At 68.7% G+C, this 16,536-nt stretch carries 8 protein-coding genes; 6 read left to right on the top strand and 2 right to left on the bottom strand.

Translation table 11 applies throughout. The features are described from left to right. Positions 1–126: 126 nt before the first annotated feature. Positions 127–507 carry a hypothetical protein gene (locus GBZ26_RS06445; RefSeq protein ID WP_174438127.1) on the bottom strand — a complete coding sequence of 127 codons (381 nt, stop codon included), beginning with the start codon at positions 505–507 and terminating at the stop codon, positions 127–129. Between the two features lie 543 nt (positions 508–1,050). Here GBZ26_RS06445 and GBZ26_RS06440 point away from each other — a divergent pair. The 5 genes from GBZ26_RS06440 to GBZ26_RS06420 all read left to right on the top strand — a co-directional run bounded on the left by GBZ26_RS06440 (position 1,051) and on the right by GBZ26_RS06420 (position 14,718). Beyond that, on the top strand, positions 1,051–2,493 hold the full coding sequence (locus tag GBZ26_RS06440; protein WP_247884773.1) for an ATP-binding response regulator: 1,443 nt from the start codon (positions 1,051–1,053) through the stop codon (positions 2,491–2,493). Between the two features lie 410 nt (positions 2,494–2,903). Next, complete coding sequence (locus GBZ26_RS06435; RefSeq protein ID WP_174438125.1) at positions 2,904–3,083, top strand: hypothetical protein; 180 nt, start codon at positions 2,904–2,906, stop codon at positions 3,081–3,083. A 160-nt stretch (positions 3,084–3,243) separates the two neighbouring features. Further along, complete coding sequence (locus GBZ26_RS30850; protein ID WP_343207185.1) at positions 3,244–4,422, top strand: xanthine dehydrogenase family protein molybdopterin-binding subunit; 1,179 nt, start codon at positions 3,244–3,246, stop codon at positions 4,420–4,422. Positions 4,423–4,926: 504 nt separating this feature from the next. Next, entirely contained in the window at positions 4,927–13,665 is an 8,739-nt protein-coding gene (locus GBZ26_RS06425) for a SwmB domain-containing protein (RefSeq protein ID WP_174438124.1), read from the top strand. Positions 13,666–13,971: 306 nt separating this feature from the next. Next, positions 13,972–14,718, top strand: coding sequence for an SAM-dependent methyltransferase (locus GBZ26_RS06420; protein WP_174438123.1), 747 nt, complete (start codon positions 13,972–13,974; stop codon positions 14,716–14,718). Between the two features lie 9 nt (positions 14,719–14,727). Here the strand turns inward: GBZ26_RS06420 and GBZ26_RS06415 are convergent, their stop codons facing one another. Next, positions 14,728–15,648: a LysR family transcriptional regulator gene (locus GBZ26_RS06415; protein WP_174438122.1), complete on the bottom strand. Its 921-nt coding sequence runs from the start codon at positions 15,646–15,648 to the stop codon at positions 14,728–14,730. A gap of 107 nt (positions 15,649–15,755) precedes the next feature. Between GBZ26_RS06415 and GBZ26_RS06410 the strand changes: the two genes are divergently transcribed. Next, on the top strand, positions 15,756–16,487 hold the full coding sequence (locus GBZ26_RS06410) for an SDR family oxidoreductase (RefSeq protein ID WP_174438121.1): 732 nt from the start codon (positions 15,756–15,758) through the stop codon (positions 16,485–16,487). Positions 16,488–16,536: the final 49 nt, after the last annotated feature.

Below are 16,536 nucleotides of genomic sequence, written 5' to 3'. Positions count from 1 at the left end.
AGGACGGTTACAACTTTTAAAGAATGGAGGATTCTCCCCAGAACGGCACGGCGAAGGGCCGCGCGACACCGCACGGCCCCTGGTTTTCCGTATGGATCGGACACCTTCCCGGTGCCCCGCCGGATGCTACCGCCGGCTGGGTCCTTGCAACCCCAGGAGGGAGGAAATCACGCCCGCCACGAACCGACGTTCCGGGTGCAATTCATGCACCGCCACCGCACGCCCGGCGAAGGACAGCGCCGCCTTCGCCATGCCCCCCGGGTCCGAGCAGGCTTCGCCGTCGATGCGGAAGCGCGTCACGGTCTTGGTCAGTTCGTGCATCGCGGTCAGTGGCGGGATGCACATCAGGAAACGGGCGCTGGCGATCGGCGTGAAGCCGCAACGCTCGAACATGGTCTGCACGGTCACCGGGGCACCGTCCGGCCCTTCGGTCCCGACCTGATAACGGAGCAGGCGCTGCGCCCGCTCCTCCACCGCCTCGGACCAGCCGGCGGTGGCCGTAATCATGGGGTTGATCAAACCTGCCTCCAAATGCACCAACCACGGGCGGCGCAGGCGCCAGGGACGTTAGATTGTTCGCTGAACGAACAAGATCAAGAAACATCCCGCATCGTGGAAACCCGCATCCGTTTGCTTACGAAGCAATCACGGTGCCAGTGTACGGGAGCGACGGCGCAAGGCCGCCCCGCCCCGTCGATGGGTACCCGTATCATCTTGAGACTCCACCTGATTGCTCCATGGCGCCCGTATCGACGCCGGAACGGCGCCTCGGGATTCAACAGCGCAGCAACCGTCCTGGTGCCGTTCGCTCCGCCTCCCGGGCAAACGGGACACGGCGCGCATGCGACAATCCGCCGCTCTTTTGGGCGCGACGTGTCGCTGCTCCGCAACCAACACCCTTGGGGTGATGATCAGGAACCCTGCACGCGCGTGAATCGTTATGCCCGCGAAAACAATTCCTGTTCTGCGCTGTTGTGACCTGACGTACGTGGACTCATGAGCCGGAAGTTGTTTTGCGGCGGTGAGCGGGGGGCCATCGTGGAGACGTCCATGCCAAAAGATGCGGATTCGGATAAACCGGACAAAACTGCCCCAACCACGGGAAAGGCGCTGCGTGACAGCCTGGAGGTGCTGAACCGCAACCTTGCCGAAGGGCTCCGGACCGCGGACCGTCTCCAGCATGACGCCAGCCGGCTGGTCGAGGAGAGCGCGCGCCTGGCCGCCGAGTTGGTCGAGCAGCGCCGCGAGATGGGCCGGCTCCACGACCGGCTGCACCGCGCCGAGGGCCGCCGCGCCGTCCGCGAGGAGGAGTTGCGCCGCGCTTACGAAACGGCGGAGCGCGCCGACCGCGCCAAGGCGCGTTTCCTGACCGCCGCCAGCCATGACCTGCGCCAGCCGATCCAGGCGGCGGCGCTGTACGCCCACATCCTGCGCGGCGCGGTCGACGCGAACCCGGCGGCCAGGGAGGCGGCCGATCTGCTCCAGGCGTCCATCGACAGCCTGAGCGGCATGCTGAGCGGCCTTCTGGACCTCGCCCGGCTGGAGGCCGGTGCGGTGGACGTCTCGGTCACGGAGTTCCGTCCCGACGCGCTGATGCGCCATCTGGCCCAGGAGTTCCGGGAAAGCGCGGCGACCGAGGGGACGAGCCTGCACGTCCACCCCTGCGGCGTGGCGGTGCGGACCGACGCAAGATTGCTGGCACGGATCCTGACCCACCTGCTGTCCAACGCCATCCGCCATGGCGGGGGGGATGGACGGCGGGGCCTTCTGGGCTGCCGGCGGCGCCCCGCTGCGCTGGAGTTCCAGGTGTGGGACGACGGGCGGGGCATCCCCCCCGACGCCCGCGCCGCCATATTCGAGGAGTTCCACCAGCTCGACAATCCGGAGCGCAGCGCGGCCAAGGGGTTCGGCCTCGGCCTGCCGCTGGTGGCCCGAATGGCGCGGCTGCTCGGCTTGGCGCTTGACCTGCGGTCGGAGGTCGGCCGGGGCACCGTCTTCACGGTCACCGTACCGCGCGCCACGCTCCCCCACGACCCCGACCGCCGCCTGACCGCCGCCGCCCGCGCCATCGCCGCGGCCGCCACCAGCGCGGCGGCAGCGGCGACGACGTCACCGACCGAGCGGATGAAGGGCCGACGGGTGCTGCTGGTGGAGGACGACGAGCGGGTGCGCCACGCCATGACCATGCTGCTGAAGCGCTGGGGCGTTCGGGTGACCGCCGTCGGCTCGGCGGAGGAACTGGCCGACCGCCTGCCCCGGCTGCGCAGCCGTCCCCATGTCGTGCTGGCCGATCACCGGCTCCCGCGCGGGCAGACGGGCCGCACGGTGGCGGAGCTGGTGCGCCGCCGTTGGGACGTGCCGGTTATCATCATCACCGGCGACACGGCGCCGGAGCGGCTGCGCGAAGCGCGCTCCATCGGATGCCGCCTGCTGCACAAGCCGGTGGAGCCCGGCGACCTCGCCGCCACGCTCGACGAGGTCATGGAGCGGTGAGCGTCCAGAACAATCCCCCGCCCCGCCTGTTCGCATCGTGGGAGGAGCGCGGATGGGGCGACGGAGGACGCGGCACAACTCAATCAAGCGAGGTCTGATCGGCGGGGCCGCCGTCCTGCTGGCGCTCGGCGCCGGAGCCGTCGCCTGGGCGTGGGAGGCGGCGATCCCGCCGCGGCCACGCCCGGCGGCGGACGGCTTTCCGCCGGAGCTGGTGGCGGAAGGGGCACGACTGGCGGCGGTGGGAAACTGCATCGCCTGCCATACGGTGCCGGGGCGGACGGTCCTTCGCCGGGGGGCTGGCCCTGCCGACGCCCTTCGGAACCTTCCATTCCACCAACATCACACCCGACGAGGAAACCGGCATCGGCCGGTGGAGCGAGGCGGCCTTCAACCGCGCCATGCGGCGGGGGGTGGATCGCGAAGGCCGGCATCTCTATCCCGCCTTTCCCTACGACCACTACACGCGGGTCAGCGACGCCGACAACCGCGCGCTCTACGCCTACCTGATGACGCGCACCCCGGTGCGGGCGGAGGCGCCCGCCAACGACCTGCCCTTCCCGCTGAACATCCGCATGGCGGTGGCCGGGTGAAAGCTGCTCTATTTCCGCGAGGGCCCCTTCACCCCCGACCCGGCCAAGCCGGAGGTCTGGAACCGCGGCGCCTATCTGGCGGAGGGGCTGGGCCATTGCGGCGCCTGCCACAGCCCGCGCAACGCGCTGGGCGCGGTGGAGGAGGATCGCGCCTGGGCCGGTGGCGAGGCCGAGGGCTGGACCGCCTACCCAAGGGGTCTACCCCGACCGCAAGGCCATCGCCGAGATGCTGCGCCTGCCTCCGGAACGGGTGCGGGTGATCCATACGGAGGGTTCCGGCTGCTACGGCCACAACGGCGCCGACGACGCGGCGGCGGACGCGGCGCTGATCGCCAGCAAGCTGCCCGGCCGCCCCGTGCGGGTGCAGTGGATGCGCGAGCAGGAGCATGCCGGGGAGCCCTACGGCCCGGCCATGATGATCGAGGCCGCGGCCTCCCTGGACGGGAACGGGCGCATCGACCGCTGGACCTTCGACGTCTGGTCCAACACCCACACCACCCGCCCCGGCGGGGCCGGCGCCCTGCTGGCCGCCCGCCATCTGGCCGAGCCCTTCCCGGCGGAGCCGGCGGCGATGCAGATCACCCCCGCCGGCAACGGCGACCGCAACGCCATCCCGCTCTACGCCATCCCGAACAGCCGCGTCCTCTGGCACTTCCTGCCCGACATGCCGCTGCGGGTGTCGGCGCTGCGGTCGCTGGGCGCCTACGCCAACGTCTTCGCGCTGGAAAGCATGATGGACGATCTGGCGCTGCTGGCCGGCGCCGACCCCGTGGAGTTCCGCCTGCGCCATCTGGAGGACCCGCGCGCCCGCCGGGTGGTGGAAATGGCGGCGGAGCGCTTCGGCTGGACGGGCGCCGCGCCGGCACCGGGCTTCGGCCACGGCTTCGCCTTCGCCCGCTACAAGAACCACGCCGCCTATCTGGCGCTGGCGGTTGAGCTGTCGGTGGACCGCGGCAGCGGGCGGGTGCGGATGACCCGCGCCACCGCCGCCATCGACAGCGGCGAGATCGTCAACCCCGACGGCATCCGCAACCAGACGGAGGGCGGCATCATCCAGGCGATGAGCTGGACCCTGTTCGAGCGCGTCGCCTACGACGACACCCGCGTCACCTCGGTGGATTGGGCCAGCTACCCCATCCTGCGCTTCGCCAGCGTGCCCGACCGCATCGACGTCCACATTGTCGAGCGGCCCGGCGAGCCCTTCCTCGGCACCGGCGAGGCGGCACAGGGTCCAACCGCCGCAGCCATCGGCAACGCCATCCGCGCGGCGACCGGCCGGCGTCTGCGCGACCTGCCCTTCACCCCCGACCGGGTGAGGGAGTCGACCGCCGCCGGATAGCGCCGGTCCTGGGGGACTCCCGCAATCCTTCCAATGAATAGAATGATCGGCTTAGCACCTTCGGATGGAGAGGGCTGGAAACCCAACCCAGGGTAAGGGGCTCTGCCGCCCCTCATCGACACGCCGTGCCAAGACGTAACGGGCAGAAAACAGGGTGTATTGCTTATTATCACAACTCTCACTTTCGTCTCTTTTATTAGCCGTGCCTTGCAAATCCGCCAATATACCTAATTAAAAATTAGGAAAATCACGCCATACTCAACAAATCGTCAATGATTAACAACGCATTAATTCATGAAATGACGCAATATTCTGCAATATGTAACATTACAATGAAGATTTATGCTTGCTATTGACAGGAAAACTCCTGTGTCAAATGCGGCGGCCGCGCATTGTATCCATTGACCAGGACGTCCTGTTGTGGGTATCTCAAATCAAACGAGGTAGCCATTTCTTTCGAGAGATGGATACTCTGGATTGCGCCCCACTCAGGAAATGTCCGCCATGACCGAAGCGTCCACCCTCGCTCCCACCACGCGCGTCACCACCTCTGGTCGCTTCCTCCACACGGCAACTGAGATTGCCGTCATCGACACCGCCCTTACCGGCTGGCGGGATCTTCTGGCGGGGCTCCCCGCCGGCGTGGAAGCCGTGCTGATTGGTGAAGGCCGCGACGGTGTGGCAGCGATGGCGCAGGCTCTGGCCGGGCTCCACGGCATCCGGGCGCTCCATGTGCTGTGCCACGGCTTCGAGGGCGGCTTGCAACTCGGCACGGCGCGGCTCGACGAGGCGTCGCTGACCGCGCGCGAGGCGGAGTTGACGGCCATCGGCGCCTGCCTCGCCCAGGATGGCGACATCCTGCTCTACGGCTGCAACGTGGCGAGCGGCCACGGCGAGTCGTTCCTCGACGCGCTGGCCGACATCACCGGCGCCGCCATGGCGGCCTCCCGGACCCTGACGGGCGCCGCGGAGTTGGGTGGCGATTGGGATCTTGCCTGGATGCGTGGCACGGTGCGGACCGAAGCCCTGCGGATCGAGCAGTATCGCGGGGTGTTGGCCGCACCGTTCTTCGACTTGGCGGTCGCCTACACCGGCGAGAACACCATCACCCTCAAGTACGAAGACACCCTGGACAGCACGAGCAACCCGCTGCTGACTCATTTCGTGGCGACCGATGGCACCGTGAACGCGGGCACCGGTTCCATTCTGATCAATGGAACGGCAGTCGCCCTGATCAGCGCCGTGGTTTCCGACAACCTCGTGACCCTCACCGTCGGCCAGCAGTTCCAGCTGAACGACAGCATCGCCTTCCGCTACGAGGACCCGGCGGGTGACGACGCGACCGGCGTCATCCAGGCCCCCTACGGCTTGGACACCTTTTCGGTGGACGTCTCCGTTACGGTTCTGTCCGCCCGCCCGCCGGCATTCCTCTCCTCATCCGCGCAAAGCGGAGGCAACAAGGTCGTCCTGTCCTTCGATCAGGCGCTGGATGAAAACAATCCCCCGTCCATCCAGCAGTTCTTCGGCTCATCGACGACATCGGGCCAGATTCGCATCAACGGCATCTACTACAATGTTTCCGGCGTCGACGTCATTGGCAGCAACGTCATCGTTGAGGTTGGCAACGGCTACATTTTCCAAAGTGGTGATGCTGTCTCCCTCCGTTATTACGACGGGGATACCGTGGACAGCACCACCGCCATCCAGAACCAAGGCGGCGTCGATATTCCGGATTTCAGAACCAGCTTCACGGTTCAACTCCACGCCCCCACCTTGACCGCCGCTGGCGGCACGCCGACCTACAGCGGTTCCCAGACGCAGCCCCTGTTCTCATCGGCCACCGCCAGCACCAACGACAGCGGGCAGATCTTCACCGCCATGACGGTTACCGTGACCGGCATGCTGGACGGCGTCAACGAAGCGTTGTACTTCACCGTGCCCGGCATGATGGGTTCGCTCGAACTTTACCTGGTCGATGGCGCGTCCCACTTTATTGACCCCGTGCAGATGAGTGGGACAAGGGTTACCGGGACGGTGTCCGTCAGCAACGGCACAGCGACCATCCGAATCACCGGCATGGCCCTGTCGGATGCCGAAATGGCCTCGCTCATCAACGACATCACCTATTACAACGCGGCCGGAACTCCGTCCGACGGCCAGCGCATCATTGCCGTCACCGGCCTCACCGACGACGGCGGCAGCGTCGACACAGGCGACATCACCGGGGTCTCCGCAACCATCAACGTCGGCACGCCGGCTTCGAGCCTGCCTACCCTGACGGCGACGAGCACCGCGCCGACCTATATCCAGAACGCTGCGCCCGTGGACCTGTTCTCCGGTGTGGCCGCCGACACCAACGACATCGGACAGGTCTTCACCGGCCTGACCCTGACGGTCACCAACGTCGTCGACGTCGAGTGGCTGTCCCTCGACGGCATCATCCCCATTTCCCTGTCCTCCAACGCCACCGGGGTGCCTGTGACGGCGCCGGGCCTGACGGGGGCGGTCCTCACCACGTCGTACAGCGGCACGACGGCGACGGTCACCCTGAGCGGGTTCAGTCTCACCGGCACCCAATTGGCGGCGCTGATCGACGGCATCGCCTACGTCAACGCCGGCGACGCGGTCAACGGCATCGTCACGCCCGGCAACCGCGTCGTCACCATCACCAGCGTCACCGACGACGGCGCCAGCAACAACATTGCCACCCTCACCGGCGTCTCCGCCACCGTGAGCGTCGCTGGTGCTTCCACGACCTCCATCGCGCCGACGGTGACCCTCACCACCGAGGACACCTACGGCCAGTCGGTGGCTCTCGGCACCGTCACGGCCGATCTGTTCGACGGGGTGACCGCCTCCACCGTCGACGGCGGGCAGACCTTCACCGGCATGGTGCTGACGGTCCACGGCGTCCTCTTCGGCGCCAACGAGCGTCTCACGGTCGGCGGCAGCTCCATCACGCTGACGGCGGGGACAGGCGTCTTCTCCAAGGGCAACTATGCGGTGACGGTGGTGAACGGCGTCGCCACGGTGACGCTGTCTGGCATGAGCCTGACCGACGGCGAGATGAACGCGCTGATCGACGACCTCGGCTACGCCTGCGACAACGCGGGGCTCGGCATGGCCCCTTCCGACCAGTTCGCCCTCACCGACACGCGCTCCATCGTCCTGCGCTCCATCACCGACAGCGGCGCCTCCAACAACACCACCATGGTGAACAAGGTCGCCACGGTGTCGCTGGGTCAGAAGGACTCGCAGTCCCCGATGATCACGGTGACGCCGAACAATCCGACGGTCACCTTCGCCCCAGGCACGACGACCGCGGTTTCGTTCACCGTGACCGTCGCCACCGCGGCGACCGTCGGGGACGGAGCCCTCTTCTTCAACGTCAAGGCGCCGGACGGCTTGACGATCTCGAACGTCAAGATGAACGGCGGCATGCCCGTCTTCGCCTTCGGAGCCTCGCCCGGAACTTACACCCTGACCTTCAACGTGACGACCACGGGCACGACCACCAGCGGTGCGTTCCCCATCAGCATCACCGCGGGGTACAGCGATAGCATCTCCCCCATCCCGACGATCGCGGTCAAGTCCGGTTCCACGATGGTGACCATCGCCGAGCCCGCCCCCGTCCTGCAAAGCGCGGCGGTGGACGGCACGACGCTGGTGCTGACTTACGACATGGCGCTGGACGGAACGAACATCCCGGCGGCAAATGCCTTCGCGGTCCAGATCGGCGGCAACACGGTCTCCGTCACCAACGTCGCGGTGGACGGGGCCAACAAGACGGTCACGCTGACGCTCGGTCAGGCGGTCTCCCACACCGACACGGTCACCGTCGCCTACACCGACCCGACCACCGGCGACGACACCAACGCGGTCCAGAGCACCACGGGCGCCGATGCCGCGACCTTCGCCGCACAAGCGGTCACCAACAACACGATCAACCCGAACGGCACCCCGCCCACGCTGACGCTCACGCCGGTCGACGGCTACGGCCAGCTCGTGATGGGCGACCCGACCTTCGACCTGTTCGATACCGTCACCGCCTCCACGGTGGACAGCGGGCAGACCTTCACCGGCATGGTGCTGACCGTGCACCACGTCGCGGGCACCGGCAGCAATGAATTCCTGAACATCGCCGGAACCGACATCACGCTGAGCGACGGGACCTCGGGCAGCCTCTCCAGCGGCAACTACGCGGTGACGCTGGTGAACGGCGTGGCCACGGTGACGCTCAGCGGCATGGCGCTGAGCAACAGCGCGATGAGCACGCTGATCGACGGGATTATCTACAAGACCACGGCCTTCACGGTCTCCAGCCTCAGCCAGACCAATCCCGGATTCAGCGAAACGCGCCCCATCGTCCTGCGCTCGATCACCGACAGCGGCGCCGCCAACAACACGACCGAGGTCAACAAGCTCGTCACCGCATCGTTCGGGATGCAGCCGGGCAGCCTCTCCCCCATCACCATCACGCCGGACAACCCGACCGCCACTTTCGCCAGCGGCACCCCGACCCAGCTTTCCTTCACTGTGAACATCAGCACGGCGCTGAACATGGTGGGCAGCAACCTCCACTTCGACGTGGCCGCGCCCAGCGGTTGGACGATCGCGAATTTCCAGCTCAACGGGTCGGCGACCAACACCCTGACCGGCATCATTCCGATCGGGGTCCAAACGCTGACCTTCGACGTGACGGCGTCCGGCACCTCCGGCAACTTCCCCATCAGCATCTTCACCTCCACCAGCGGCATGATTCCTCAGGCGTCGGTTTCGTCCGGCTCCGTCCTGGTGACGCTCGCCCCGCCCGCCCCGGTCCTGCAGAGCGCGGCGGTGGACGGAACGACGCTGGTTCTGACCTACGACGTCGCGCTGGACGCCGTGAACGGCCCGGCGGCGGGCGCCTTCGTGGTCAAGGCCGGCGGCAACACCATCACCGTCACCGGCGTCGCGGTTGACAGCGCCGCCAAGACGGTCACTCTGACGCTGGGCCAGGCGGTCCAGCAGGGGCAGACGGTCACCGTCAGCTACACCGACCCCACCAGCGGCAACGACGCGGCGGCGATCCAGAACGTGACCGGCGGCGCGGACGCGGCCACCGTCACCGACCAGTCGGTGACGAACAACACCCCCGACACCACGCCCCCCTCGATCACCAACGTCACCATTCCCGACCAAGCCGCCAAGGTCGGCGACACGGTGACCGTGACGATCACGGTGGCGTCGGACAGCGACACCTACACGCTGGGCAGCGGCAGCACCGTCAACGGCTTCACGCTGGGCAACCTGACCAAGGTCAGCGCGACCACCTACACCGCCACCTTCACGGTGACCGCCGACGGCCAGCGCACCGGCGACCGCGCCGCCGCCGACGACATTCCGGTCAACATCGTCCTGGTCGACAGCGCGAGCAACGCCAACACCCCCTACACCACCCCGATCAGCCAGACCAACGACCGCATCGACACCAACGCCCCGCCGACGCTGGTCGTGCCGACCACGCCGCCGACGCTGGTCGACACCGCCGCCGACGACAGCTTCCCGATGGTCGACGGCCAGCTCTCCGCCTCCGACCTGGAAGGCGACACGCTGAGCTACTCCATCGCCGGATCGCAGGCCTCCCCGCTCCAGTACGGCAGCGTCACGCTCAGCAACGGCGTCACCTACGACATCTGGTCCACCGGGCCGGGCGGCACCTCCTACGTCAACAGCCAGACCGGCCACTACGCCTACGTGTTCGACGCCGTCTTCCTCAACGGCATGCCGGCGGGGCCGATACAGGCGAAGAGCACCTTCACCGTTTCCGACGGCAACCGGAGCGTCTCGCAGGAGCTCACCCTCAACTTCACGGGCGCCAACGACAGCCCGATCCTGTCCAACGACGTCCGCAGCCTGACCACCATCGACCAGGGCATCGCCGACGCCGCCAACAGCGGGATGACCGTCACGGCGCTGCTGGCCTCCGCCGGCACCGCCACCGACGCCGAGTACGACCTCCCCGTCCCGATGGTCACCGTCCTTCCGCTGGGCATCGCCGTCACCGGGGTGACCAACACCAACGGCACCTGGCAGTACAAGGTCGGCACCGGCGCCTGGACGGACATTCCCACCGGATCGTCCAACGGGTCGGCGTTGCTGCTCGCCGGGTCGGACCGCGTGCGCTTCGTGCCGAGCGGGTCGGGCTTCACCAACACCGACACCGGCGGCCTGACCTTCAAGGCGTGGGACCTGACCAGCGGCACGGCGGGCGGCACCGCCGACACCAGCGCGGACGCCTACAGCACGGGCAGCGCCACCGCCACGATCACCGTCGACGCCGTGCCGACCCTGACCGCGACCGGCGGAGCCAAGACCTTCGGCGTCGGCGTGGACAGCTCCACCAGCCTGTTCAGCGGCGTGGCGGCCTCCACGGTGGAGGCGGGACAGAGCTTCCGCGGCGCGGTGTTCACCGTCAGCGGGGTGGTCGACGCCACCGAGGTCCTGACCATCGGCGGCACCGACATCGCGCTGACCAACGGCGCCACCGGCACCCTGACCGGGCTGGGGGCCGCGGGCGGCGACGCCAGCGTCACCGTGTCGGTGGTCGGCGGCGTCGCCACGGTGACCGTCAGCGGCCTGGAGCGCAGCGACGCGCAGATGAGCGCGCTGCTCGGCGGCGTCACCTACAAGAACACCAGCGGGACCGCGACGCTGGGCAACCGCACGGTGGCCATCGCCAGCCTGACCGACAGCGGCGGCGCCACCGGCAGCGCGACCATCTCCGGCGTCAGCACGGTGGTGAGCGTGGCCGACGTGACGCCTCCGGCGGTTCCGGTCATCACCAGCGCGGCGCTGACCAACAGCGCGACGCCGACCCTGGCCGGCACGGCGGAGGCCGACAGCACCGTCACCGTCACCATCGGCGGAGCGACCTACACCACCACGGCAACCAACGGCAGCTGGTCGATCAACCTCGCCACGGAGACGCCCACCTCCGGCGCGCTCAACCTCAACGCCAACGGCACCAACGCGGTGTCCGTCACCGCCAAGGACGCGTCCAACAACACGTCCACCCCCGGCACCCAGACGCTGACCATCGACACCACGCTGCCCAACGCCCCAGTGGTGACCAGCGCGGCGCTGACCAAGAACGCCACCCCGACCCTGACCGGCACGGCGGAGGCCGGCAGCACGGTGACGGTGCAGGTGGGCGGCGCCACCTACACCGCCATCGCCACCGGCGGGACCTGGTCCATCGACCTCGCCACGGCGACGCCGACGCAGGGCTCGTTGAGCCTGAACCCCAACGGCGCCAACACGGTCTCGGCCACCGCCACCGACACCGCCGGCAACGTCTCCGCACCGGCCATCCATTCGCTGGTCATCGACACCACGGCGCCGAACGCCCCGACCGTCACCACGGCGCTGAGCAACAGCACGACGCCGACCCTGACCGGCACGGCCGAGGCCGACAGCACCGTCACCGTCACCATCGGCGGCGCCACCTACACCGCCATCGCCACCGGCGGGACCTGGTCCATCGACCTTGCGACAGCGACGCCGACGCAGGGCTCGTTGAGCCTGAACCCCAACGGCGCCAACACGGTCTCGGCCACCGCCACCGACGCGGCGGGCAACGTCTCGGGTCCCGGCACGCAGTCGCTGACCATCGACACCACCGCGCCCACGGCCACCGTGCTGTTCGAGGACGACAGCATCGACGCCATCGAGCAGTCCAGCGCCGGCTTCACCATCGCCAACGGCGAGGCCGGGGCCGCCTTCACCTGGACGATCACCTCGGCCGGCGGCGGCCAGGTCACCGGCACCGGCGTGATGAGCGGCCCGACCATGAAGGTGACCGGGCTGGACCTCTCCAGCCTGGGCGACGGCACCCTCACCCTGACGCTGGGCCTGACCGACCCGGCGGGCAACGCCTCGGTGCCGTTCATCGCGACGACGCAGAAGCTCACCGCCACGGTGGAGAAGCCCGCCCCCATCGCCCCCGTGGCCGAGGCCACCGTGGACGGCGCCACCGTCACCGGCTCGGTCACCACCGGCGGCGACGGCAGCCGCACCACCACCGTGACCGTCGCGGCGACCAACAGCACCCGCGTCGAGGACGGCAGCACCGCCAACCCCGACCTCGCCGACGTGCCGGTGGTGCGCGAGGTGGTCGTCGACCGGCAGACCGGCCAGGTCTCCACGATGACCACCCTGACGGTCAGCGTCTCCAACGGCGTCGCCGTCACCACCACCGGCAACGCCGAGCGGCAAACCGCCTCCCAGGCGCTGACCGGGCTGAACGGCCTGATCGCCGCCATCGAGGCGCGCACCGACGAGGGCACCGCCTCGCGCGGCAACCTGACCGGCGGCGGTTCGGGCTTCCTCTCGGTGCTGTCCACCCAGGCCCAGCTTCTGGTGCGCACCATCGACTTCAGCGCGCCGGGCGTGGCCGCCGGCCAGACGGTGCAGACCAAGGTGACCGGCACCACGCTGGGCGGCACCGGCACCGCCAGCACGGCGCCGACCGCGGTGGTGCTCAACACCACGGCGCTGGCGGGGCCGGTGACCATCCAGCTCGACAACGTCGAGTTCGCGGCGGTGGTCGGCAACGCCACGCTGGTCGGCGGCGACGGCGAGCAGATCGTCTACGGCGACGACCACGAGCAGTACATGCATCTGGGGGCCGGCGACGACATCCTGCACGGCGGCGGCGGCAACGACACGATCACCAGCGCCGGCGGCAACGACACGCTGTACGGCGACGACGGCGACGACGTGGTGCATGGCGGCGAGGGCGACGACTGGCTGCTCGGCGGGTCGGGCAACGACCTGGTCGGCGGCGGCGTCGGCAACGACGCGCTGTTCGGCGGGACGGGCCACGACATCCTGTTCGGCGAGGAGGGCGACGACACGCTGGCCGGCGAGGAGGGCGACGACACGCTGGCCGGCGGGGCGGGCAACGACCTGCTGAACGGCGGGGCCGGCAACGACGTTCTGTTCGCCGACGGTGGTGCGGACACGCTGTGGGGCGGCGCCGGTGCGGACGTCTTCGCCTTCGGCCGTTCCTCGGGCGGCTCGGTGGTCATGGACTTCCAGGTCGGGGTGGACCGTCTGGCTCTCTACGACGCCAGCATGGACCTCGGCGCGGTGATCCGCTCGGCGCGGGTGGAAGGCGGCAACACCACCCTCGACGTCGGGGCGGGCAACCGCATCACCATCCTCGGCCAGACCGGAAACGTCGCCGGCTGGTTCGGCTGAGCAGGACTGAACGCCAGCCACAACGGCGGGTGGCGGGGGCCTCGGGGGTTGGCACCCGCCGTTTCCGTTTCAGGCGGCAGGACGTCGGGCTGTGAGCCGTATGCTGCGGGGCGGTCCCGGGACAGGCGCCCCGCTCAGGACGGACCCTCGCACAACCATGGTGGGAACTTGCTGGATCGCGACCGCGCGGGTTATCCTGCGGTTGTGCCCGGCCCATCGCTTCACCAACCTCGTTTGCCGGACCGCCGCGCTCGTTCCGGCGCGGGATCGCCCGCTCATCGCCTTCGTTCGAGGAGTTCGGCCAACATGGACATTCCCCGGATATTCAACATCAGCGAAAGCGCACACCGCATTCACAACCCGATCACACCGGAAAAACTCGCCACCCTCGGCGCCGCGCTGCGCCTGGAACCGGGGGCCCGGATGCTCGACCTCGGCAGCGGTTCGGGGGAGATGCTGTGCAGTTGGGCACGCGATCACGGCATCACCGGCACCGGCATCGACATGAGCCGGCTGTTCACCGAGCAGGCGAGGCGCCGTGCCGTCGAACTCGGGGTCGCCGATCGGGTCGCGTTCATCCATGGCGATGCCGCCGGATACGTCTCCGACCAGAAGGTCGATGTGGCCGCCTGTGTCGGAGCCACCTGGATCGCCGGTGGTGTCGCCGGCACGATCGAGCTTCTGAGGCAGAGCCTGAGCACCGGAGGGATCATCCTCATCGGCGAGCCCTATTGGCGGCAACTGCCGCCGACGGACGATGTTGCCAAGGGGTGCCTCGCCAACGCCATCGCCGATTTCCTCACGCTCCCGGAGCTTCTCGCGTCCTTCGGCCGCCTTGGTTGCGACGTCGTCGAGATGGTTCTGGCCGACCAGGACGGCTGGGACCGCTACGAAGCGGCCAAATGGCTGACCATGCGCCGCTGGCTGGACGCCAATCCCGGCGACGACTTCGCAGAGGATGTTCGAGCCAAACTGACCTCGGAACCGGTGCGCTACGCCACCCACACGCGGGATCATCTGGGCTGGGGCGTGTTCGCCCTGATGCTGCGGTAACGCCTCGGCTCACCCCTGACGTGACGCCCTCGGCGACGCGCCGTTCCGCGCCCGCAGATGGTCGATGAGCGCGCGCAGCCGCGGCGGCACCGTCCGGCGGCTGGGGTAGTAGAGGTGGAAGCCGGCGAAAGGCGGGCAGAATTCCTCCAGAAGGGCCAGCAGCGCGCCGCTCTCCAGATGGGGCCGGAAGGTCTCCTCCATGCCGCAGGTGATCCCGGCGCCGGCCAGGGCCAGCCGGACCATCATCCCCATGTCGTTGGTCGCGACCCGCGGATTCACCGCGATGTCGAAGTCGCGGCCGTCCTCGGTGAACTCCCAGCGGTAGGGCGCCACATCCGGCGCCGGGCGCCAGCCGATGCAGCGGTGGGCGAGGAGATCGCGCGGATGGGCGGGACGGCCGGCCTCCGCCAGATAGGCGGGTGAGGCGACCACCAGCTGCCGCTGCGGGGCGGAGACCGGGACCGCGATCATGTCCTGCTCGATGGCCTCGCCCAGCCGGACGCCTGCGTCGAAACCCGCCGCGACGATGTCGAACTCCTCGTCGGTCACCAGGATGTCGATGCCGACCGATGGGTAGGCGGCCAGGAAACCGGCCAGCGCCTCGCCCTCCAGAATGCTTTCCGCGATGGACGAGACGGCCAGCCGCAGCGTTCCGCCCGGCACCCCGTGCGCCGAGGCGATGACCTCCAGCGCCGTGCCGATCTCCGCCAACGCCGGGCGCGTCGCGGCGAACAGATGCGCACCCGCGTCGGTCAGCCGGACGCTGCGCGTCGTCCTCTGGAGAAGCGGCACGCCGATGCGGTCTTCCAGCCGGCGGACCGCCTGGCTGACGGCGGAGCGGGTGACGCCCAGGCGCTCGGACGCCCGGCGGAAATTGAGCGTCTCGGCCACCGCCAGAAACGCCGCCATGCCTTCGAATGGGTCGCTCATTGGTTAGCAACCCTAACCAGCCCGTTCATGATTGGCAACTCGAACATTCCACCGGCCGGCCATAGCTTTTCTCCGTCACCGCAACGATCGACGGAGAGGAGCAGACCATGACCGCGATCACCGACAAGACGATCCTCATCACCGGCGCCTCCAGCGGCATCGGCGAAGGCACCGCCCGCGTCCTCGGCGCCGCCGGGGCGAAGCTGGTGCTCGGCGCCCGCCGGACCGAGCGGCTGGAAGCCCTGGCCGCCGACATCCGGGCCGGCGGCGGCACCGCCGATGTCCGCGCGCTGGACGTGACGAGCCGCGAGGACATGGCCGCCTTCGCCGCCTTCGCGCGGGAGCGGTTCGGGCGCATCGACGTGCTGGTCAACAACGCCGGGGTCATGCCGCTGTCCCCCATGGCCTCGCTGAAGGTCGAGGAATGGGACCGCATGATCGACGTGAACATCCGCGGCGTTCTCTACGGCATCGCCGCAGTGCTGCCGGTCATGAACGGCCAGGGCTTCGGCCAGATCATCAACATCGCCTCCATCGGAGCGCTCGCCGTGTCGCCGACCGCCGCCGTCTACTGCGCGACGAAATACGCGGTGCGGGCCATTTCCGACGGGCTGCGCCAGGAGAACGAGCGGCTGCGCGTCACCTGCGTCTGCCCCGGCGTCGTGGAATCGGAGCTGGCCCACACCATCACCGACCCGGAGGCCGAGGAGCTGATGCGCAGCTACCGCGCCGTCTCCATCAAGCCGGATGCCATCGGGCGGGCCATCCTGCACGCCATCGAGCAGCCGGACGACGTCGACACCAACGAGATCGTGGTCCGTCCCACGGCCAGCCACTGAGTCCACATTTGAGGAGGCCAAGCATGCCCCACGGCACCGACACCCTCAC

Source organism: Azospirillum formosense (assembly GCF_013340925.1).
GTDB lineage: Bacteria > Pseudomonadota > Alphaproteobacteria > Azospirillales > Azospirillaceae > Azospirillum > Azospirillum formosense.
This window is presented reverse-complemented; position numbering and strand designations above follow the sequence as displayed.

Excerpts from the sequence above, each read along its gene's own strand:
- GBZ26_RS06445 (WP_174438127.1), bottom strand. The coding sequence starts at position 507 with ATGATTACGGCCACCGCCGGCTGGTCCGAGGCGGTGGAGGAGCGGGCG.
- GBZ26_RS06440 (WP_247884773.1), top strand. The coding sequence starts at position 1,051 with ATGCCAAAAGATGCGGATTCGGATAAACCGGACAAAACTGCCCCAACC.
- GBZ26_RS06425 (WP_174438124.1), top strand. The coding sequence starts at position 4,927 with ATGACCGAAGCGTCCACCCTCGCTCCCACCACGCGCGTCACCACCTCT.
- GBZ26_RS06420 (WP_174438123.1), top strand. The coding sequence starts at position 13,972 with ATGGACATTCCCCGGATATTCAACATCAGCGAAAGCGCACACCGCATT.
- GBZ26_RS06415 (WP_174438122.1), bottom strand. The coding sequence starts at position 15,648 with ATGAGCGACCCATTCGAAGGCATGGCGGCGTTTCTGGCGGTGGCCGAG.
- GBZ26_RS06410 (WP_174438121.1), top strand. The coding sequence starts at position 15,756 with ATGACCGCGATCACCGACAAGACGATCCTCATCACCGGCGCCTCCAGC.